The following is an 18,246-nucleotide window of genomic DNA, read 5'->3' on the forward strand; positions in this document are numbered from 1 at the left end:
ATCGCCCTCGGGTTTCAGATTCTATCGAGGCGACAACTATCTTGACCCAGAGGGCAGGCCACGACCTCGTGCTTTGAGCTATGGACTGAGAACGGCATGTAGGCATAGTCTATGCGCACAAACGAATGCGCATGGAGGTCGCGATGCCAGCCACACGAAGCACCCAACGCATGCACACCGGTCCATCTGGTAAGCGCGCGATAAACCTGAGCCTGAGCAGCGACGTTCTGGAGGCGGCCAAGCAACTCGACATCAACATCTCCCAGGTCTGCGATGCCTACCTGCGCGAGGTGGTCCGCCGCGAGCAGGCGCGCAAGTGGCGCGAGGATCATGCTGATTTCATCGCTGCCTACAATGCGACCATCGAGGCGGAAGGCTTGCCGCTCGACGCGTGGAGAAGTTTCTGATGGCGCGTTTCGACGTCTATGCCAACACCGGGAGGCACGCCGACACGACGCCCTACCTGCTGGATGTGCAAAGCGATCTGCTCGACGGCCTGGACAGCCGGGTGGTGATTCCCTTGCGCAGTCTCAAGCACTTCCCAAAGATCAGGTTGCCTGCCCGCCTGACGCCGGTATTGACCATCGAGGGAGAGGACTGCCTTATGGAAACGCCAAAGATGGGCGCTGTGCCGCTGCGGGTGTTGAAGTCGCCCGTGACTTCGCTCGCTCACGCGCAGGAGCAGATCACCGCGGCATTGGATTTTCTGTTCCAGGGCTACTGACCTCGAGAGGGCGAGCAAGCGGCCGCTTGTCGCCTGCTGCGGCGCTGGCGGCTTCGGGCCTGAAACACGCCACGACCGCCGGCGGTGTCGCGCGGCGGCCGTAGGTGGGTTGGGCCTTGCCAGGGGAGCAGGCTACGCCGAGCACTCCACGCCGGCCTCGAAGTACACATCCGCGATCGGCATCTGCAGCTCCACACTCGCGAATTCGACCGCGTCACCGGGCTCGAAGGTGATGATGTCCCAGCCGATGTCGCCGCGGCGGCGCTAGAGGTCGACCTTGCATTCGTCCTGGCTGACCATTGCGTACTCCTTGAGACTGGGGAGCGTACGGTAGGCGCGAAGCTTTTCGCGGCGGTCGATGCCCTCGGTGGTGGGCGAGAGCACTTCGATGATGAGCGCCGGGCTGTCGACCAGTTGTGTCCGCATCGTCTCTCTCTCGTCTTCCGGGTGGCTCGCGCGGGCCTCGGTCTTGCGCGGCGCGGTCGGGGGCGGCTCAGTCCGCGTTGCGGAACACGCGCTGCCAGGGGATGGTGACGTCGAGGCTCTGCAACTCCAGCGCTTGTTCGGGGGCGATATCCTGCAACTCCCAGCGCTCGCCCTGGCGTCGGTAGTGCTCGATGCGGCGCAGGTCGGGGTCGATGAGGACGAAGTCCTGCAGCGACGCGAGGCGGCGGTAGGCAGAGAACTTCTCGCCGCGGTCGTAGGCGGCGGTGGCCGGCGAGAGCACCTCGACGATCAGCGTGGGTGCGCGCATGAACTGGTCGGCGCGGTGGTCCGCGGGGTCGCAGGTGACGAGGACGTCGGGGTAGAAATACGCCTCGTCCTCGGCGGCCTGGACCTTCATGTCGGCCATATAGGCGCGGCAGGGCGTGCCTTCGAGGACGTCGTCGAGAGCGGAGGCGACGTTCAGTGCGATGGTCACATGCCGCCGGCTGGCACCGCCCATGGCGAAGGTTTCGCCGCGCACGTATTCGTGCTTGTCGGGCTGCGCTGCTTCCCACTGCAGGTAGTCTGCGGCGGTGAAGGGGGCGGCGGGCTGGGGCAGGGCCATGGTGTCCTCGTCCGGGCAGATGAAGTCTGCGTCGAATTATAGTCCCGGGGATGAGCCCGCACGCCGGCATGCACGGGACCCGATGCACGGCGCGCCATGCAGCAGGGTTCGGGCGCGCGCCGCAAGCCGAGGCGGTTAGCGATAAGGTGCGAGCCGCGACGGCTGCGTCGCCCCCGGCGTGGGGCGACCGCCAAGCGGTGGTCGCCCTTGAGTCACAGCCGCACGTGCTGCACCGGCACCCAGGCGATGAAGGCGACGAGGGCGCTGCACAAGGCAATGCCGACGATCATCGGCATGGCGCTGCCGTCCATCAGGGCGCCCACCCCGTAGGCGGCGCCGAAGGCGACCAGCATCATCAGGAAGCCGGTGAGCGCCGAGGCGGCGCCGGCGGCCTTCGGGAAGGGGGCGATGGCGCCGCTCTGGCCGCAGGGTTGATGCACGCCGTGTCCGAGCATGAAGACGAAGGCCGGCATCATGATGGCCCACACGGTATTCACGCCGGCGAGCGCCAGCGCCAGCATCAGGCCGCCGCCGGTGAGCGACAGCGCGCCGCCTATCATCACGCTGCGCTGCACGCCGAGGTGCAGGATCATGCGCCGGCACAGCATGGTGCCCACGATGTAGAAGGCCGACAGCAGGAGCAGTAGCACGCCGTAGAAGCTCGGCGAGGTGCCGTGCAGGTTGATGAAGACGAAGGACGAGGCCGACAGGAAGCAGAACAGGCCACCGAACGAGGCGGTGCACAGCGCGGCGTAGGTCCAGAAGCTGGCGTTGCCGACGATGCCGCGCGCGGTGCGCAAGAGCACCGCGGCCTGCAGCGCTTCGGGGTGGCGTTCGTGCAGGGTTTCCTGGAAGTGGCGGGCGACGACGAACAGGGTGGCGGCCCCCATCACGGTGAGCGCTAGCAGCGTGGCGCGCCAGCCGAACCACTCGGCGAGCAGGCCGCCGAGCGGTGGGCTCACGCAGGCGGCCACGCCCAGGCCGGAGAGCCCCTTGCTCATCGCCCGAGCGCCTTCCTGCGGCGTGTACAGGTCGCGCACGATGGCCCGCGCGCACACCGTGCCCGCGCCCATGAAGGCCCCCTGCAGCACGCGCCAGAACACCAGCAGCTCGATCGAGGTGGCGAGCGCGCTGCCGATGGCGGCCAGGGTATAGCCGACGAGGCCGATCAGCAGCACCTTGCGCCGTCCGACGCGGTCGGAAAGCGGCCCCCAGAATAGTTGCGAGGCGCCAAAGGCGAGCAGCAGCGCCGTCAGCGTCAACTGGGTCTGGGCGGGCACGGCACCGAAGCTGGCGGTGAGCGCGGGCAGGGCGGGCAGGTAGAGGTCGGTGGTGATCGGCTGCAGGCCGAGCAGCAGCGACAGGATCAGGATGACGAGCGGGGCAGACATGGCGGGCGTGGAGTGTCGATAAGCCTTGTGAATCTCGAGATACTAACAGACTCGATCCTTGCGCAAGCTGATGCTCTCGGCACGACCAGGTTCGCGTCGGGCGGTGATCTGCAGTCGTGATGCTTACCGCGCTGCCCCTGAGAGCGCCACGATCAGCACCAAGCCGCCTGCCGCCAGCAGTGCGAACAGCAGCGCCGCGTGCCGGCGCAGCGCCAGCTCCAGCGGGTTGGCCGGCGGCGGCGCGATCGCCTCGGCCCCTGCTTCACGGGCTGGCGTGCACTGCCGTTTCAGGTGTGCGGCGACTTCGGCCGCCTGGCAGCCTATCCGGCGACCCTGTTCGGCGAGGGCGCGCAGCAGTCCGAGCAGGGGCACGAGCACATCGCCCGCCGGCAGCGGCCACACCCTCAGGCGGCGCGCGGCCCACACCGCGAGCACGCCACCGAGCAGCACTGGCCACAGCAGGTCCGGCAGGTAGGCCGGGTCGGGCGGAAAGCCCGCCGGCACCGGCACCCAGGGCAGCAGGATCAGCCCGCCGACGCTGGCCCCCAGCACCAGCCCCCAGCCCAGCCACTGAGCGGCAACGGGGGCGGGGTGAGGGTGGTCGTCGGGCTGGTGCGCGGCGCCCTCTCGCAGGCTGTGCGCGAGCAGCCACAGGTAGCGCGCGATCAGCGCGGTGGTGCCGACCGCGGCCAGGCTCAGCACCAGCGGCAGGTGCTGCCACCACGACGGCGTGACGATGCCCGCCGCGAGCGCGCTCTTGAGGCTGATCTTGGCCGCGGCGCCGCTCACCATCGGCCCGGACAGGGCGAGGCCGGGCAGCGCGAGCGCCAGCCACAGCGCGCGTCGGCGCCCGCCCTGCAGGCCCGCCAGCGCCGGCGCGATGCCCACCCCGAGGAACAGCGCGCCCTTGGCCAGGCCGTGGTGCAGCGCATACAGCGCAATCGCCGGCGCCAGCGCCGGCCACAGCGCGGGCTGGTGCAGGCCGGCGCCGACGCCGACGGTGATCAGCCCCATCTGGCTGATGCTCGAATAGGCGAGCACGGTCTTGGGTTTGCGCTGATGGATGCCGATGGCGGCGGCACCGAAGGCGGCGACGAAGCCCACCGTAATCAGCGCGCCGCCCCACTGCGGCAAGGCCAGCAGGCCAAGCGGCAGCGTGTTGAGCCAGCCCAGCAGCCCGGCCTTGATCATCGCCCCCGACAGCACCGCGCTCGCCGGCACCGGCGCCACCGGGTGCGCCAGCGGCAGCCACATGTGCAGCAGCGGCAGGCCGGCCTTGATGCCGAAGCCGGCGATGAGGCAGGCGATGGTGAGGTCGCGGCTCGCCGAGGCGGCGATGGCTGCGGGCAGATCGGCCAGCAGCGGCGCCTGCGGCGCAGTGCTGGCGCCGGCTGCGAGCAGCAGGCCGGCGATGATGAGCCCCTCGCCGATCACTGCCATCGCCAGATACACCCGCCCGGCGTGCAGCGCCGCGCGGCTGCGGTCGTGGATCACCAGGCCGTAGGCGGCAAAGCTCATCAGCGCGAAGCTGGCGTAGAAGCTTGCCAGGTCGCGGGCGAGGATGAGGCCGAAGTTGCCCGCCATGGTCGCCAGCCACAACAGGCGGAAGGCGCTCGCGCGTTCGTCGCCGGCCAGTGTGCCGCGGCTGTAGAAGCCCGCGCCCAGCCACAGCAGCGCGGTGAAGGCGAGGAACACCCGGCTCACGTCGTCCAGCGCCAGCACGGTGCCGAACAGCATGGCGTCCAGCCGCACGCTCACCCCCTGCGCGCCGCTCAGCGCCAGCAGCAGGGCGGGCAGTGCCGCCCACGGCGTCCAGCACTCGATGCGGCAGCGCCAGCCCGGCACGCACCAGGCGAGCATCATCGCCAGCGGCAGCGCCGGCACCAGCACCAGGCCGAAGGCGTCGATGGCGCGCTCCATCAGCGGGCCTCCGGGGCAATCGCCGCGCGCTTCATGGCAGGTACTCCCGCCCGACCACCACCTCCGCCCAGTACAGCGGCGAGTAGGGCAGGCTGGCGAAGAGGCCAGCGATGACGCTGAAGGCGGCCGTCGCCAGGGCGGGCGCGAGCAACAGCGGATGGGTGTCGTGACAGTGCTGGAAGCGCTCGTCCGGCCACGGCCCGCGCTGCGGCCGGAACCAGATGCGGTGCAGGATGGGCAGGAAGTACGCGGCGTTGAGCAGGCTGCTCGCCACCAGCACCGCGATGACCCAGCCCATGCCGGCCTCGAGTGCGCCGAGGCCCAGATACCACTTGGTGACGAAGCCCGCCAGCGGCGGCACGCCGATCATGCCGAAGGCGCCGATGGTGAAGGCGATGCTGGTGGCGGGCATGCAGCGCCCGGCGCCGTCGAGCTCGTCCACCCGGTGCACGCCCAGGGTCTCGGCGTAATTGCCGGCGCAGAAGAACAGCGTGATCTTCATGAGCCCCTGGTGCAGCAGATGCACCAGCCCGCCGGCGGTGCCGAGCGGGCCGAACAGCGAGATGCCGAGCACGATGTAGGACACCTGGCTCACCGTCGAGAACGCCAGCCGGCGCTTGAGGTCGGTCTGCGCCAGGGCGCGCAGCGAGCCATACAGGATGGTGAAGCAGGCCAGCGCCGCGAGCGGCCCGAGCAGGCCGAGCTGCCAGGCGAGCTCGATGCCGAACACGTCGTACACCACGCGCACGATGCCGAAGGCGCCGGCTTTTACCACCGCCACCGCATGCAGCAGCGCGCTCACCGGCGCGGGCGCCACCATCGCGGTGGGCAGCCAGCCGTGCAGCGGAAACAGCGCCGCCTTCACGCCCAGGCCGGCGACCAGCAGCACGAAGATCAGGATGAGTTGCGGATGCGAGGCTGTCTCGAGCGCCGCCAGGGTCGCGCCGGCGCCGAACGCCACGTCCCCGGCCAGGGCATGCAGCCAGGCGATGCCGAGCAGCAGCACGGCACCGCCGCCGAGGGTGTAGATCAGATAGATCCGCCCGGCGGCGAGCGCCTTCTCGGTGCCGCGATGCACGACCAGCGGATAGGTCGACAGCGTCAGCAGCTCGTAGAACAGGAAGAAGGTGAACAGATTGCCGGCGAGCGCGATGCCCACCGTGCTGGCCACGCACAGGCTGAAGAAGCCGAAGAAGCGGCTGCGGTTGGGCGCGTTCTCGAGGTAGCCGATGGCGTAGATCGTGGTGAACAGCCACAGCACCGAGGACAGGCCGGTGAACATGATGCCCAGCGCATCGGCACGGAGCACGAAGGCGACGCCCTCCACCAGGCTGTAGCGCAGCTCGAAGCGCTCGCCTTCCAGCACCCCGAGCGCCATCCACACCACCAGCCCGAGCTTGAGCAACGCGGCGGCGAGGTTGAACCCGCTGCGCAGGCGGTGGCGGTGCTCGGCGAGCAGGAAGATGCTGAGCGCGGCCAGCAGCGAGGTGCCGATCACGGCCAGCGGCAGCAGGGCGTTGGCGTTCATGGCGCACCACCGGCGAGGCCTGGTACGCCTCCGGCGAGGGCATTGCCGACCCGCAGCCAGTCGAGCGGCGCCTGCGCGGCGAGGCCGAGCACGACGCTGGCGCTGCCCAGCAACAGCGCCGACAGCTCCAGCCCGAGTGGCGGCGAGGCGAAACGGTCGCGTGCCGGGCCCTCGACGAAGGCGTGGGCAAACACGCGGAACACGTAGGCCGCACTGAGCAGGCCGCCGCCGACGAGTACCCCGATCCACACCCATTGCCCGCTTGCCAGCGCGCTCTGCAGCAGCAGCCACTTGGCAGTGAAGCCCGCGCTCGGCGGCAGGCCCATCAAACTAACGCCGGCCAGGCCGAAGCTCATCAGCGACAGCGGCCGGAAGCGGCTGATGCCGGTCAGGTCGGCGATCTGCGGGCTGCCCACCGCCAGCACCAGGTTGCCGGCGGCGAGGAACATGCCGGCCTTGGCCAGCGCATGCGCGACCAGCATCAGCAGCGTGCCATCCCAGGCCAGGCGGGCGGCCTCCGCGCTGGCCACGCCGAAGAGCGGGAAGAACAGGAACAGGTAGCCGATCTGCGCCACCGTGGAATAGGCGACCAGGTGCTTGAGCCGCGCCTGGCGCAAGGCCATCCAGCCGCCCCAGAACACCGCGGCGGCGCCCAGCGCGCCGAGCAGCCAGCCGAGCGCGAGCGGGGTCAGGTCGGGGCCGAGGGTCAGCCACAGGCGGATCAGGATGTAGAGCGAGGCCTTGATGACCAGCGCCGACAGCAGCGCGCTGACCGGCGGCAGGGCCCCGCCGTGGGCCGGCGGCAGCCAGCCGTGCAGCGGAAACAGCGCGGTCTTGAGCAGCAGGCCGACGGTCATCAGGGTGAGCGCGACCACGGTGGTGGCGTGGGTCCCGAGCGGGCGGGAGGCGCCGCCGCCAGCCGCCTCCTGCAGGGCGGCCGGGCCGAGGGCGGTGATGAAACGCTCGAGATCGGCGAGCGCGAGGCTGCCCCAGGCGGCATACAGCAGGGCGACACCGATCAGGTAGGCGAGCGAACCGAGCAGGGCCGCCAGCAGGTAGCGCATCGCCGCGGCGAGCGCGGTGGCCGAGCTCTTCAGCGCGACCAGCCCGACCGCGGCGAGGCCGAGCAACTCCAGCCCCACATAGAGGTTGAACAGGTCGGCCGACAACCAGATGCCGTTCAACGCCGCCCATAGAAACCAGAACAGCGGCCAGAAGCCGTCCTCCGTGCCCGTGCCGCGCAGGCCGAGGGCGGCGTGCAGCGCACAGGGCAGGGCGATCGCGGCGCTCAGCACCACCATGCCGGCGGCCAGCCCATCGGCCCTCAGCGCAATGCCGAGGGGGGCCGCCCAGCCGCCGAGTGCGTGCGTCTGCGGCCCGGCGCCGACCACCTCGACCAGCAGGCTGATGGCCGCGGCGGTCACCAGCAGTGCAAGCGCCACCCCCACCGGTCCGCGCCAGCGCAGCGGCAGCAGCACGGTCGCCAGCGCCACGCACAGCGGCCCCATCACCAGCGCGGGCAGCAGGTTCATACGTCCTCCGGCAGCGTGCTCTCGCCGCTGACGCGGTGCCAGCGGCGAAAGATCACCAGCGCCAGTGCGGTGGAGGCGACCGCGACCACGATGCCGGTGAGCACCAGCGCTTGCGGCACCGGGTCCGGCCCGCGGCCGTCCTGCGCCAGCCCGACCAGCAGCAGGAAGCTGCCGCTGCCCATGATGTTGAAGGCTAGCAGCCGGCGCAGCAGGTGGCGATGGACGACGAAGGCGAACAGGCCCAGCCCGCACAGCAGCACGCCGAGCCAGGCGTAGAAGGCGGCACCGCTGGCCAGTTCGGCACTCATTGGCGCGGCCTCCGCCGCCGCTCGCCTAGGTGCTCGACGTCGGATTGCGGCGGCGCGAGGCGGAACAAGGACAGCAGGGCGAGCGCGATCGACAGCGTGAGCGCGAGCTCGATGACGAGGATCAGGCCGCCCGCGAGGGCAGGCGGATAGTCGAGGAAGGCACGACCGCCGAGCTGCGTGCCGATGCCGACCGCGACGAACACCGCCGGCCCGAGCACCAGCAGCAGGCGCAGCCGGGTCGCGCCTGCCGTGCCCGCGAAGCCGCCCAGGCGCACCCCCGCCAGGCGCAGCAGCACGCCCGCCGCCGCGAGCACGGCGCCGGCCTGGAAGGCGCCGCCCGGGCGCGTGGCGCCGGCCCACAGCAGGTAGGCCGACACTAGCAGCAGCAGCGGCAGCAGCCAGCTCATCACCGCGCGCAGCAAGGGGTTGTCCAGGCCCATGCGGTCGGGGCCGTCGGGCTGGGCTTCGCGCAACGCGAGTGCGACCACCACGGCGACCAGCAAGACCGCCACCTCGAGCAAGGTGTCGACGCTGCGGAAATCGAGCAGCACCGCGGTGATCGGGTGGGCAGCGCCGGCCTCGTCGATGTGCTGGCTGACGCGCTGCGGCAGGTTCTCGGCCGGGGCGGGACGCTCCAGCACCGCGAACGCCAGCGCGGCGGTGACGATCAGGCTGGCGATCGCCGCGAGCAGGGTGGAGAGGCGCGGCTTCATGAGCCGCCCCCTTCGCCTTGCTGGCCCTGACGGTCTTGATTGCCACGCCCGCCCTTTCCGGTTGGTATCGTGTCCTGGGTGCGCGGGCGCTCGAAACGGCGGCGCAGGTAGCCCAGGGTGTCGAGCAGCAGCACGCCGGTCAGCCCGGCGCCGATCGCCGCCTCGGCGAGCGCGATGTCGGGCGCCTGCAGCCGCACCCAGGCCAGCGCCATCAACAGGCCGAACACGATGAACATGACGATGGCGCGAAACAGCTCGCGCGAGGCGAGCGTGCCGACGGCGGTGGCGAGCAGCGCCAGGCCGAGCACGACATCGAATCCGCCCGTCACCGCCCGTCCTCCGTAGGGCGGGCGCTGGGCGCGCGCTGCCAGGGGGCGATGCCGCGCCGGCGCGCCGCGCGCGCCACCAGGTAACCCGAGCAGGCGCTGGCGAGCAGGGCCAGGATCCACACCAGCAGCAGCTTCAGCGCGGCGGCGACGGATTCCGCGCCGGGCAGCAGGCCGAGCACGACCAGGCCGAGGCCGAGGTTATCCGCCTTGGTGAGGGCGTGGATGCGGGTATACACGTCGGGAAAGCGCAGCACGCCGATCGAGCCGACCACGAAGAAGGCCACCCCGGCACCGATCAGCAGGCCCTGCAGGAGGGTGATGAGCGTCATCCGCGCCTCCCGCTGGCCTCGCCTGAACGGCCCGTTTGCCGTGTCGGCCTCGCGCTGACTCCGTCCGCGGGGCTTACCGGTTTCGCGTCGTGCGCGCCAGCGCCGTCGTCCTGAGGCCGTTCGTCGGGATCCCACACACGGGCGACGAAGGCGAGCACCGCCAGCACCGCGAGCAGGGCGAGCACCAGCGCCACGTCGCGCAGCGCCGGCAGCCCGAGCGGGTCGGCGAGCAGAAGCAGCATCGCCACCCCGGTGGTGCCCAGCAGTTGCGCGGCGAGCATGCGATCGGCAAAACCGGGACCCTGCCAGATGCGCAGCAGGCCGAGCACCAGCGACAGCAGTAGCAGCAGGGCGAAGGCTTCGAGCAGGGTGTCCAGGGTGAGCATGGCCTTCATTGCCGCACCGCTGCGGTTGGGTCCGCTGCGAGCTCGATCCCGAACAGGCGGGCGATCTGGGCCTCGGCATGGCGCACGTCCGACTCGACATCCAGCCCGGCGTCCAGGCAGTGAATCTCGAGGCTGGACCCCCGGCGCTGCACGCTCAGTGTGCCCGGCAACAGGCTGATGACCAGCATCAACCACCAGCCTGGCGCGCCCTCTGGGAGCCTCGGCGCCACGCTGAGCAGGCCGGGGTCGAGCGGCAGGGCCGGATGCAGGGTGCGCCGCGCCACGTCCCAGCCGGCGCGCAGGGATTGCAGCAGGAAGAAGGCGACGAAGGCGGGGAGGCGGCGCGCGCGCAGCCGATGGGCCGCCGGTGGCGTCAGGCGCAGGCTCAGCGCAGCCGCCAGCGCCGCTGCGGCTGTGCCAAACAACCAGCCCGCGCCGCCGCTCAGCATCCACCACAGCAGGAGCAGGGCGAGGGCACGAAAGCTGAAGGCCTGCAGCGAGTCGGGCATCGGCAATGGAGGGGGCGTGTCGTTCAGGACTCCCGGGAGAGTAGCCGAAGGAAGCGCTGCCACGCAGTCAGGGCTTGCCCGCCGGAAACGATCGCGCTGCCAGCCGGAGGGCGGTGGATGTCGGCGGACGGCTCGGCGGTGGACGGCTCGGCGGCAGACCGCTGCGCAGCTGACGACGGTGCGCCAGGCGACGCCTGCGCGGCCATGTAGGCCTCGAGCTCGGCGCGGCTCATCATGTCCATGTCCCAGTGCTTCGTATGGGCGAGCTTCACCTCGTCCTGGAAAATCTGCATCTTCGGCTTGCGCTCTGCGTCCATGGACCGGGTCTCCGCATGTCGATGTGGTCAGGAGCGGGGCGGGGGGCCTTGTCCGGCGCCCTTGCCACGATCGCCGAACTGAAGCAGCAGGTCGCAGCTGCGGCCGCCTGCGAACCAGCGGGCGACTACTCGTGCGCCGCCTTCGAAGCGGAAGCGGAATTCGTCCGACACCGGCTTGCGTTCCATCTCTTGCGCTGTGGCCGCGCCCAGGCGGTGAGACAGTGCCTGGGCGAAACGTTCGCCATGGGCCTGGCAGGCCTCGGCGCTGTCCAGACGCCGTGCGCCCTCGACCGGCAGCGCGAAGACCTCGTCGATCCGCCCGTCGGCGCCGGCCATTGCCATCACCGTCAGCACGTGGTTCTCCACCTGCAGTACCACGCTGACCTGGTCGCGATCGTCACAGCCGGTGCCGATCTGCGCCGCAGCGGGGTCGAGCGGCAGGGTACGGCGGGCGGCTTCGGTCAGGCGGGCGCCGAGGATCAGCGGGCCGATCCCGTTGGCCTGCAGGGGCGCGGCGGTGATCTGGGCGATGCTCCAGGGATCGGCCGGAACAGGCTCGCCTGCCTGCGCGCCCAATGCTCCGCCCAGCCAGGCGCCGAGCAGCAGCGCGTGGCGGGCGAGTGCGGTGCAGCCGAGCGGGCTGCGGGCGCGGGCTTGCTTCACTGGGCCTTGATCACGCCGCAGAAGAAGCGCGGGCCGGCGCCGCCGATCGGCTGCGTCAGGTGGTCGTCACGGTTCTCGTGGATCACCAGCGCGGCACCGTCCTCGTCGAGGATGGTCGGACGCTGGCCGGCACCGCCGAGGCTGGCCAGCGTGGTGAAGAACTCGGCCTCGACCGAGCCGTCCGCATGCACGAACAGGTTGGGCAGGTCGCCCGCGTCGGGGCCCTCGGGGTTCATCAGGCCGTGGGGCTTGGCGGCGGGGTTGAGGTGGCCCTTGGAGGCGACGAAGCCCTTGTCGGGGTCCTCGCAGGTGCCGACGCTGTGGATGTGGATGGCCTTCGGCCCGGGCGGCAGGCCCTTGGCGACGACGTGGATGAGCACGCCGTGCGGGCCTTCGGTGAGGGTGGCGGTGCCGACGGCCTTGCCGTCGCGGTCGATGATTTCGGCGCTGGCGCGCTCGGTCGCGGCGGCCGGCGTGGCGAAGGCGGCAAGCGCGACGGTGAAAAGGCTCAGGGCGAGGGCAGGGCGGTGGCGCATGGGTTTGTCTCCTCTTGATGTGTGTCTGTGCAAGGCCTGGCTGCGATCAAGCCAATTGCATGATAGGCGATGGCGCCGGCTGGCGCCGCGTCGGCCCAGGCCTTACCATCGACACCTTGACTGCAACGGAGACGTTCATGGCCTCATCCCCCGACAGCATCAGCATGGCGCTGTTCTGCGACTTCGAAAACGTGGCGCTGGGCGTGCGGGATGCCAACTACGAGAAGTTTGACATCAAGCGCGTGCTTGAGCGCCTGTTGCTCAAGGGCAGCATCGTGGTCAAGAAGGCCTATTGCGACTGGGACCGCTACAAGAGCTTCAAGGCGGCGATGCACGAGGCCAATTTCGAGCTCATCGAGATCCCGCACGTGCGCCAGTCGGGCAAGAACTCCGCCGACATCCGCCTCGTGGTCGATGCGCTCGACCTGTGCTACACCAAGTCGCATGTCGACACCTTCGTCATCATCAGTGGTGATTCGGATTTCTCGCCGCTGGTGTCCAAGCTGCGCGAGAACGCCAAGCAGGTGATCGGCGTCGGCGTCAAGCAATCGACCTCCGACCTGCTGATCGCCAATTGCGACGAGTTCATCTTCTACGACGATCTGGTGCGCGACAGTCAGCGCGCGGCGGCCAAGCGCGACGCGCGCGACAGTACGCCGCCACCCAAGCGCTCGCCCGAGGAGGAGAAGCGGCGCAAGGAGGAGAGCGAGGCGCGGCGCCGCCAGGCGATCGACATCGCGGTCGAGACCTTCGAGGCGCTGCTGGCCGAGCGCGGCGAGAGCGGCAAGATCTGGGCCTCGATGCTGAAGGAGGCGATCAAGCGGCGCAAACCGGACTTCAACGAGAGCTACTTCGGCTTCCGCGCCTTCGGCAACTTGCTCGAAGAGGCGCAGACACGCGGGCTGCTGGAGCTCGGGCGGGACGAGAAGTCGGGCACCTATGTGAGCCGACCGAGTGCGACGGTCGAGCGTGCAGCGGCCGAGCACGAGGCCGCGTTGGCGCATGCAGAGGCGCCGTCGGTGTCGGACGAGGTGACCGTCGAGTCTGGGACGGCGGAGGCGGCCGCGCCTGAGGAGCGGGGTGGTCGCGGGGACAGGAGCGCGGCGCGCTCGTCGCGTCGGCGCGGGAGTGGCCGGGGGGCTGCGGAGTCCACGTCCAGGGAGCAGGAGGCGACGCAAGCAGCGACCGACGAATTGGGTGCGGGGGGTGCGGGCGCAACGGAGGCCGCGTCTGTCGCAGCCGCGGCGGCCCCGGCAGCCCCGGCCTCCGCAGTCCCCACATCCGGACCTCCGGCCTCCAAACGTCCGTCCTCCAAACGTCCGGCCTCCGCGGCGGAGACGCTGCCGGGAGTGGCTGCAGCCATGGCCGCGAGTCCCGCCGAGGCGGGCAAGGCTGGGCATGCGGCGGATCGCGTCGAGCCCGCACGCCCTGAAGCGGCCGTCGCGCCCGCCCCGGCCAGGAAGCCGGCGCGGCGCACTCGGGCGTCAGCCGAGAGTGCGCCGGCGGCCGGCGAAGCGCGCGCGAAGGGCGGCGCACGACGCAAAGCCGGCGGCAAGGCAGAAAAGGACACGGCAGCGGCGGCGGGAGCCTTCGCGGTGCCGGTGCGGGCCGACGAAGTCGCGCCCTTGGCGAGTGCGCCGTCCCTGGCTGCACCGCTGCCCGCTGCGAGCGCCGGTGGCACGGCCGCGGGCGGCACCGCAGAGGGCGCAGAGGCAGACGCCCCGCCCGTAAAGAAGCCGGCCAGCCGCAGCCGCCGTTCGCACAAGCCGAAGGCCGAAGCCGGCGGATGAGCAGGGACGGGCCGGCGTGGCCTTATCCGCGCTGGATCGCCCATCGTGGCGCCGGTCGCCTGGCGCCCGAGAACACGCTGGCGGCCTTTGCGCTCGGTTATGCGCACGGCTATCGCATGTTCGAATGCGACGTCCGCCTGAGCGCGGACGGCCAGGCCTTCCTGCTCCACGACGATCGTCTCGAACGCACCACCAGTGGCCGTGGCGAGGCCCTCGACTTCGACTGGACCACGCTATCCGCGCTCGACGCGGGCGCGTGGCATTCGGCTCGCCACGCGGGCGAGCGCCTGCCTTCGCTTGCGGCCGTGGTGGACTTCTGCCGGCGCCAGGCGTGCGCGTTGAACGTCGAGCTCAAGCCTGCGCCCGGTGACGAGCGGCGCACCGGGCTGGTGGTGGCGCAGCAGCTGGCGCGAAGCTGGACGTGGGCGCCGCCGCCACTGCTGTCGTCCTTTGCGGTGGCCGCGCTCGAGGCTGCCGCCGGGGCAGCGCCCGATCTGCCGCGCGCACTGCTGCTAGCGCGTTTCGAGGGCGACTGGCTGGCGACCGCGCAGTGCCTGGGCTGCGTGGCGGTGGTGGGCGAGCGCTCGGCTTGGACGGCCGCGCATGCCGAGCGCGCGCGCAGCGCCGGGCTGCGCCTGCTGGCCTACACGGTCAATGACGACGAGGACGCGCAGCGCCTGCTCGACTTGGGGCTCGACGGGCTGATCACCGATCGCGTCGATCATTTCACGCCGGACGCGCTGCCCGCATAGCTCGCCGCTGGCGCTGGCCGGAACTCGCGCGCGGACCCGTGCTCTACCGCTTGTTCTTCTGACGAGCAGACCGCCATGTCTCTACGTTCTCGGTTCGGCGCCGCCGCGCTTGCCGGCAGTCTCCTGGCCTTCGCGGCGTTGGGCGTGCTCGCCCAGCCAGCCCGCGCCGCTGCGCAATGCCTGGAGCCTGGCAGCTGGATGCGGCTCGACGCCGCAAAGCCGCAGGCGGCGGACGCCGTGTCCCTGCTCGCGGCGATGGCGCGGCGCGATGTGGTCCTGCTCGGCGAACAGCATGACGACATGGACCACCACCGCTGGCAGTTGCAGACGCTGGCCGCGCTGCATGCGCAGCGGCCACACATGGTGATCGGCTTCGAGATGTTCCCGCGCCGGGTGCAGCCGGTGCTCGATCGCTGGGTCGCAGGTGAGCTGAGCGAGGCGGCCTTCCTCGCCGAAGCCGACTGGGGCCGGGTGTGGAGCATGCCGGCCGAGCTCTACCTGCCGCTGTTCCACTTCGCGCGCCTCAACCGCATCCCGATGGTGGCCCTGAACGTGGACTCGGCGCTGACGCGCAGCGTGGCACAGAAGGGCTGGGCCGCCGTGCCCGAAGCCGAGCGCGAGGGCGTGGGCGCGGCCGCGGCGCCTTCGAGCGAGTACGAGGACTTTCTGTACGGGATCCATCGCCAGCATGCCGGCATGGGTGGCCACGATCGGCGCCCGGGCGGGCGGCGCGACGCCAGCTTCCGCAATTTCGTCGATTCGCAACTCACCTGGGATCGCGCGATGGCCGAGGCCCTGATCGCCGCGCGCAGCGCGCATGCCACGGCGGCGGGCGAGGCGCCGCTGGCGGTCGGCATCATGGGCAGCGGGCACGTGCGCTTCGGCCATGGCGTCGCGCACCAGTTGCGCGATCTTGGCGTGGCTTCGATCGGCCAGCTGCTGCCGGTGGTGGCGACGACCGATTGCCGTCAGCTTCGCCCCGGTCTGGCCGACGCCGTGTTTGCCTTGCCTGCGCCGATCCACAGCCCGCCGCCACCGCCGCGCCTGGGCGTGGCGCTCGAAGAGCATGCCGATGGCGTGCGCATCGCCGAGGTCAGTGCGGGCAGCCTGGCCGAGCAGAGCGGGCTGTTGAGCGGCGACATCGTCACCGAGGCGGCCGGCTCGCCGATGAAGCGCAGCATCCATCTCATCGCCGCGGTGCGCCAGCAACCGCCGGGCACCTGGTTGCCGATGAAGCTCAAGCGCGGTGAGGAGACGCTGGAGATGGTGGTGCGCTTCCCGCAGCAGGGACGTTGAGGGCATGACGGGGCGGGGTTTGCGCGGGCTGGCGGTGCTGCTGCTGTGCGGCCTGCTGATGGTTTCCGTCCGTGCGCTGGCAGCGCCGCAGGCGGTCTCCGAGCAGCCCTTCGACATCCATCTCGACGTCCGGCTGGACCCGGCCACGCGGGTTCTGGCGGTGCGCGCCGAGCTGCAACCGGCGGAGGCCGATTTTTGTTTCCTGCTGCACGAGGGCCTGCAGCCCTCCGCAGCGAGCGCTGCAGGCCGAAGCTTGCAGTTGCAGGCGCTGGGCCAGCGCGGCAGCCTGCGCGCGTGGCGGGTGCAGGTGCCGAACGGCGCGCGCTTGCGCCTGGAGTATGGCGGCACGCTGGCGGCGCTCGAGCGCGGGCGCGATCACCGTGGCGTGCTGCAGGGCATGCCGCCGATGGCGGCGCCCGAGGGGAGCTTCCTGCCGGCGGGCAGTGTCTGGTATCCGCGTCCGGCCGAGCTCTTCTCCTATCGGGTCGATATTGCCGTACCTGGCGCGCAGCGCGCGCTGGTGGCGGGACGGTTGGCGGATGAGAGGCTGCCGACGGCCGACGATCCCACCTACCGCGCATCGTTCGAGTTCTCGCAGCGCAGCGACGGCATCGACCTGATGGCCGGCCCCTGGCAGGTGCGCGAGCGCGAACACGTGCAGGCCGACGGTCGTCCGCTGCGCCTGCGCACCTATTTCCCGCCCGAGCTCGACGCGACGGACGGCCTCGCGGACGGCTATCTCGCCGACAGCCTGCGCTACATCGAGCACTACAGCACGCGCATCGGTGCCTACCCCTTCACCGAGTTCTCGGTGGTGGCCAGCCCCCTGCCGACCGGCTTCGGCATGCCGACGCTGACCTACATCGGCGAGCAGGTGCTGCGCCTGCCCTTCATCCGTGCTACCTCGCTCGGCCATGAGGTGCTGCACAACTGGTGGGGCAACGGCGTGCTGGTCGATTATGCGCGCGGCAACTGGTCGGAAGGGCTGACCACCTTCATGGCCGACTACGCCTACAAGGAGGTCGAGTCGGCCGCGGCGGCGCGCGAGATGCGCCTGGGCTGGCTGCGCGATTTTGCCGCCGTGCCTGCAGGTGAGCACCAGCCGCTGGCCGCCTTCCGCTCGCGCACCCATGGCGCGGCCGCGGCGGTGGGCTATGGCAAGGCGGCGATGGTGTTCGTGATGCTGCGCGACCGCCTGGGCGAGGAGGCGTTCGAGCGCGGCATCCGTCTGTTCTGGGAGCAGCAGCGTTTTCGCATCGCGGGCTGGGGCGAGCTGCAGGCCGCGTTCGAGTCGGCGTCGGGCGAGGCGCTGGACGGCTTCTTTGCGCAGTGGCTGGCGCGGGCGGGCGGCCCCCAGGTGCGCGTGGCGGCCGCGCGGATCATCGATGACATGATGGACCGGGCAGCGGACGATGAGGAGCGGGCGGGCGCGGCCGCCGAACCGGGCGACGGCGACGACAGCGCAGCGCGGACAACGCGGGTGCAGGTGCGCCTCGAACAGGATGCTCCCGCGTATGTGCTGGACCTGCCCCTGGAATTCGTCGCCGAGGGGCGGCGCCAGACGCAGTGGGTCACGCTCGAAGCCGAATCGGCCGAGACCGCGCTGACGCTCGACTTTCGTCCCGACGTACTGCACCTCGACCCGGAACTGCGTGTCTGGCGCCTGCCCGAGGCCGAGCAGCTGCCGCCCATCCTGCGCCAGTGGATCATCGCCCGCGCACCGCGCCTGGTGGTCGCCGATGTCGAGCACGCCGGGCGCGCCGCCCCGGCCGGGCTGGTGGCGGCTGCGGATACGCTCGCACAGCGCCTGTTCGAGCGCCCGCCGCGCAGGTCGGGGGGTGCCGAGCTGGCGCGCGGCGGCGAGCCGCTGCTGCTGGTCGGCAGCCATGCGGCGGTCGATGCGCTGCTCGCCGGGGCCGGACTGCCGGCGCGGCCGACGGCCCTGCAGGGCAGGGGGACGGCCCAGGTGTGGACCGTGGAAGGCCGCGATGGCCCGCCGCTGGCGGTGGTGTCGGCGCAGGATGCGGCGGCGCTCGAGGCCTTGCTGCGCCCGCTGCCGCATTACGGCAGCCAGAGCTGGCTGGTGTTCGAGGGTAGTCGCGCCATCGATCGTGGCGTCTGGGATGCGCCCGGGCGCGCGATCCAGATCGCGCACTGAGGTAGACTTCGCCT

At 71.0% G+C, this 18,246-nt stretch carries 21 protein-coding genes; 6 read left to right on the forward strand and 15 right to left on the reverse strand.

What is annotated here, in order from left to right:
* Positions 1-131 precede the first annotated feature (131 nt).
* Both PLC66_RS07580 and PLC66_RS07585 read left to right on the forward strand, forming a co-directional pair.
* Positions 132-407, forward strand: a complete 276-nt coding sequence (locus PLC66_RS07580) for a type II toxin-antitoxin system CcdA family antitoxin (RefSeq protein ID WP_324538993.1) — start codon at positions 132-134, stop codon at positions 405-407.
* Positions 407-724, forward strand: coding sequence for a CcdB family protein (locus tag PLC66_RS07585; RefSeq protein WP_324538995.1), 318 nt, complete (start codon positions 407-409; stop codon positions 722-724). Before PLC66_RS07580 ends, PLC66_RS07585 begins: the two co-directional genes overlap by 1 nt.
* A gap of 264 nt (positions 725-988) precedes the next feature.
* On the opposite strand, the gene PLC66_RS07590 is transcribed toward PLC66_RS07585, so the two are convergent.
* The 15 genes from PLC66_RS07590 to PLC66_RS07660 all read right to left on the reverse strand — a co-directional run bounded on the left by PLC66_RS07590 (position 989) and on the right by PLC66_RS07660 (position 12,236).
* Positions 989-1,150, reverse strand: coding sequence for a Uma2 family endonuclease (locus tag PLC66_RS07590; RefSeq protein WP_324538997.1), 162 nt, complete (start codon positions 1,148-1,150; stop codon positions 989-991).
* A gap of 67 nt (positions 1,151-1,217) precedes the next feature.
* A complete protein-coding gene (locus PLC66_RS07595) occupies positions 1,218-1,775 on the reverse strand; it encodes a Uma2 family endonuclease (protein WP_324538999.1) in 558 nt (185 codons plus the stop codon).
* Between the two features lie 212 nt (positions 1,776-1,987).
* Positions 1,988-3,166 (reverse strand): multidrug effflux MFS transporter, encoded by a 1,179-nt coding sequence (locus PLC66_RS07600; protein ID WP_324539001.1) that lies wholly within the window; start codon positions 3,164-3,166, stop codon positions 1,988-1,990.
* A 123-nt stretch (positions 3,167-3,289) separates the two neighbouring features.
* The gene (locus PLC66_RS07605; RefSeq protein ID WP_324539003.1) at positions 3,290-5,086 is read right to left on the reverse strand and encodes a complex I subunit 5 family protein; all 1,797 of its coding nucleotides are present in this window, start codon (positions 5,084-5,086) and stop codon (positions 3,290-3,292) included.
* Positions 5,087-5,117: 31 nt separating this feature from the next.
* Positions 5,118-6,614, reverse strand: coding sequence for a complex I subunit 5 family protein (locus PLC66_RS07610; RefSeq protein WP_324539005.1), 1,497 nt, complete (start codon positions 6,612-6,614; stop codon positions 5,118-5,120).
* The gene (locus PLC66_RS07615; protein WP_324539007.1) at positions 6,611-8,146 is read right to left on the reverse strand and encodes a complex I subunit 5 family protein; all 1,536 of its coding nucleotides are present in this window, start codon (positions 8,144-8,146) and stop codon (positions 6,611-6,613) included. Before PLC66_RS07615 ends, PLC66_RS07610 begins: the two co-directional genes overlap by 4 nt.
* Positions 8,143-8,454: an NADH-quinone oxidoreductase subunit K gene (locus tag PLC66_RS07620; RefSeq protein ID WP_324539009.1), complete on the reverse strand. Its 312-nt coding sequence runs from the start codon at positions 8,452-8,454 to the stop codon at positions 8,143-8,145. Before PLC66_RS07620 ends, PLC66_RS07615 begins: the two co-directional genes overlap by 4 nt.
* Positions 8,451-9,167 (reverse strand): hydrogen gas-evolving membrane-bound hydrogenase subunit E, encoded by a 717-nt coding sequence (mbhE, locus tag PLC66_RS07625; RefSeq protein ID WP_324539011.1) that lies wholly within the window; start codon positions 9,165-9,167, stop codon positions 8,451-8,453. The genes PLC66_RS07620 and mbhE overlap by 4 nt, the downstream gene beginning before the upstream one ends.
* Positions 9,164-9,496, reverse strand: a complete 333-nt coding sequence (locus PLC66_RS07630) for a Na(+)/H(+) antiporter subunit B (RefSeq protein ID WP_324539013.1) — start codon at positions 9,494-9,496, stop codon at positions 9,164-9,166. The genes mbhE and PLC66_RS07630 overlap by 4 nt, the downstream gene beginning before the upstream one ends.
* Complete coding sequence (gene mnhG / locus PLC66_RS07635; protein ID WP_324539015.1) at positions 9,493-9,825, reverse strand: monovalent cation/H(+) antiporter subunit G; 333 nt, start codon at positions 9,823-9,825, stop codon at positions 9,493-9,495. Before mnhG ends, PLC66_RS07630 begins: the two co-directional genes overlap by 4 nt.
* Positions 9,822-10,220, reverse strand: coding sequence for a monovalent cation/H+ antiporter complex subunit F (locus PLC66_RS07640; protein WP_324539017.1), 399 nt, complete (start codon positions 10,218-10,220; stop codon positions 9,822-9,824). Before PLC66_RS07640 ends, mnhG begins: the two co-directional genes overlap by 4 nt.
* Positions 10,217-10,720, reverse strand: a complete 504-nt coding sequence (locus PLC66_RS07645; protein ID WP_324539019.1) for a Na+/H+ antiporter subunit E — start codon at positions 10,718-10,720, stop codon at positions 10,217-10,219. Before PLC66_RS07645 ends, PLC66_RS07640 begins: the two co-directional genes overlap by 4 nt.
* Positions 10,721-10,743: 23 nt before the next feature.
* Positions 10,744-11,037 (reverse strand): hypothetical protein, encoded by a 294-nt coding sequence (locus PLC66_RS07650; protein WP_324539021.1) that lies wholly within the window; start codon positions 11,035-11,037, stop codon positions 10,744-10,746.
* Between the two features lie 27 nt (positions 11,038-11,064).
* Positions 11,065-11,700 (reverse strand): hypothetical protein, encoded by a 636-nt coding sequence (locus PLC66_RS07655; protein ID WP_324539023.1) that lies wholly within the window; start codon positions 11,698-11,700, stop codon positions 11,065-11,067.
* Complete coding sequence (locus tag PLC66_RS07660) at positions 11,697-12,236, reverse strand: superoxide dismutase family protein (protein ID WP_324539025.1); 540 nt, start codon at positions 12,234-12,236, stop codon at positions 11,697-11,699. Before PLC66_RS07660 ends, PLC66_RS07655 begins: the two co-directional genes overlap by 4 nt.
* 137 nt (positions 12,237-12,373) lie before the next feature.
* Between PLC66_RS07660 and PLC66_RS07665 the strand changes: the two genes are divergently transcribed.
* The 4 genes from PLC66_RS07665 (at position 12,374) to PLC66_RS07680 (ending at position 18,232) form a co-directional block, all read left to right on the forward strand.
* Positions 12,374-14,026: an NYN domain-containing protein gene (locus PLC66_RS07665; RefSeq protein WP_324539027.1), complete on the forward strand. Its 1,653-nt coding sequence runs from the start codon at positions 12,374-12,376 to the stop codon at positions 14,024-14,026.
* Positions 14,023-14,778, forward strand: coding sequence for a glycerophosphodiester phosphodiesterase (ugpQ, locus tag PLC66_RS07670; protein ID WP_324539029.1), 756 nt, complete (start codon positions 14,023-14,025; stop codon positions 14,776-14,778). The genes PLC66_RS07665 and ugpQ overlap by 4 nt, the downstream gene beginning before the upstream one ends.
* 75 nt (positions 14,779-14,853) lie before the next feature.
* Positions 14,854-16,074: a ChaN family lipoprotein gene (locus tag PLC66_RS07675; RefSeq protein ID WP_324539031.1), complete on the forward strand. Its 1,221-nt coding sequence runs from the start codon at positions 14,854-14,856 to the stop codon at positions 16,072-16,074.
* Positions 16,075-16,078: 4 nt separating this feature from the next.
* Positions 16,079-18,232, forward strand: a complete 2,154-nt coding sequence (locus tag PLC66_RS07680; RefSeq protein WP_324539033.1) for a M1 family metallopeptidase — start codon at positions 16,079-16,081, stop codon at positions 18,230-18,232.
* The last annotated feature ends 14 nt before the right edge of the window (positions 18,233-18,246 follow it).

Origin of the sequence: Thauera sp. (genome assembly GCF_035444905.1) — a bacterium.
In the GTDB taxonomy this organism is placed as follows: Bacteria; Pseudomonadota; Gammaproteobacteria; order Burkholderiales; family Rhodocyclaceae; genus Thauera.

Bases quoted from the DNA above. Each gene is read 5' to 3' on its own strand.
- PLC66_RS07580 (WP_324538993.1), top strand. From the start codon at position 132: ATGGAGGTCGCGATGCCAGCCACACGAAGCACCCAACGCATGCACACC.
- PLC66_RS07585 (WP_324538995.1), top strand. From the start codon at position 407: ATGGCGCGTTTCGACGTCTATGCCAACACCGGGAGGCACGCCGACACG.
- PLC66_RS07590 (WP_324538997.1), bottom strand. From the start codon at position 1,150: ATGCGGACACAACTGGTCGACAGCCCGGCGCTCATCATCGAAGTGCTC.
- PLC66_RS07595 (WP_324538999.1), bottom strand. From the start codon at position 1,775: ATGGCCCTGCCCCAGCCCGCCGCCCCCTTCACCGCCGCAGACTACCTG.
- PLC66_RS07600 (WP_324539001.1), bottom strand. From the start codon at position 3,166: ATGTCTGCCCCGCTCGTCATCCTGATCCTGTCGCTGCTGCTCGGCCTG.
- PLC66_RS07605 (WP_324539003.1), bottom strand. From the start codon at position 5,086: ATGGAGCGCGCCATCGACGCCTTCGGCCTGGTGCTGGTGCCGGCGCTG.
- PLC66_RS07610 (WP_324539005.1), bottom strand. From the start codon at position 6,614: ATGAACGCCAACGCCCTGCTGCCGCTGGCCGTGATCGGCACCTCGCTG.
- PLC66_RS07615 (WP_324539007.1), bottom strand. From the start codon at position 8,146: ATGAACCTGCTGCCCGCGCTGGTGATGGGGCCGCTGTGCGTGGCGCTG.
- PLC66_RS07620 (WP_324539009.1), bottom strand. From the start codon at position 8,454: ATGAGTGCCGAACTGGCCAGCGGTGCCGCCTTCTACGCCTGGCTCGGC.
- mbhE (WP_324539011.1), bottom strand. From the start codon at position 9,167: ATGAAGCCGCGCCTCTCCACCCTGCTCGCGGCGATCGCCAGCCTGATC.
- mnhG (WP_324539015.1), bottom strand. From the start codon at position 9,825: ATGACGCTCATCACCCTCCTGCAGGGCCTGCTGATCGGTGCCGGGGTG.
- PLC66_RS07640 (WP_324539017.1), bottom strand. From the start codon at position 10,220: ATGAAGGCCATGCTCACCCTGGACACCCTGCTCGAAGCCTTCGCCCTG.
- PLC66_RS07645 (WP_324539019.1), bottom strand. From the start codon at position 10,720: ATGCCCGACTCGCTGCAGGCCTTCAGCTTTCGTGCCCTCGCCCTGCTC.
- PLC66_RS07650 (WP_324539021.1), bottom strand. From the start codon at position 11,037: ATGGACGCAGAGCGCAAGCCGAAGATGCAGATTTTCCAGGACGAGGTG.
- PLC66_RS07660 (WP_324539025.1), bottom strand. From the start codon at position 12,236: ATGCGCCACCGCCCTGCCCTCGCCCTGAGCCTTTTCACCGTCGCGCTT.
- PLC66_RS07665 (WP_324539027.1), top strand. From the start codon at position 12,374: ATGGCCTCATCCCCCGACAGCATCAGCATGGCGCTGTTCTGCGACTTC.
- ugpQ (WP_324539029.1), top strand. From the start codon at position 14,023: ATGAGCAGGGACGGGCCGGCGTGGCCTTATCCGCGCTGGATCGCCCAT.
- PLC66_RS07675 (WP_324539031.1), top strand. From the start codon at position 14,854: ATGTCTCTACGTTCTCGGTTCGGCGCCGCCGCGCTTGCCGGCAGTCTC.
- PLC66_RS07680 (WP_324539033.1), top strand. From the start codon at position 16,079: ATGACGGGGCGGGGTTTGCGCGGGCTGGCGGTGCTGCTGCTGTGCGGC.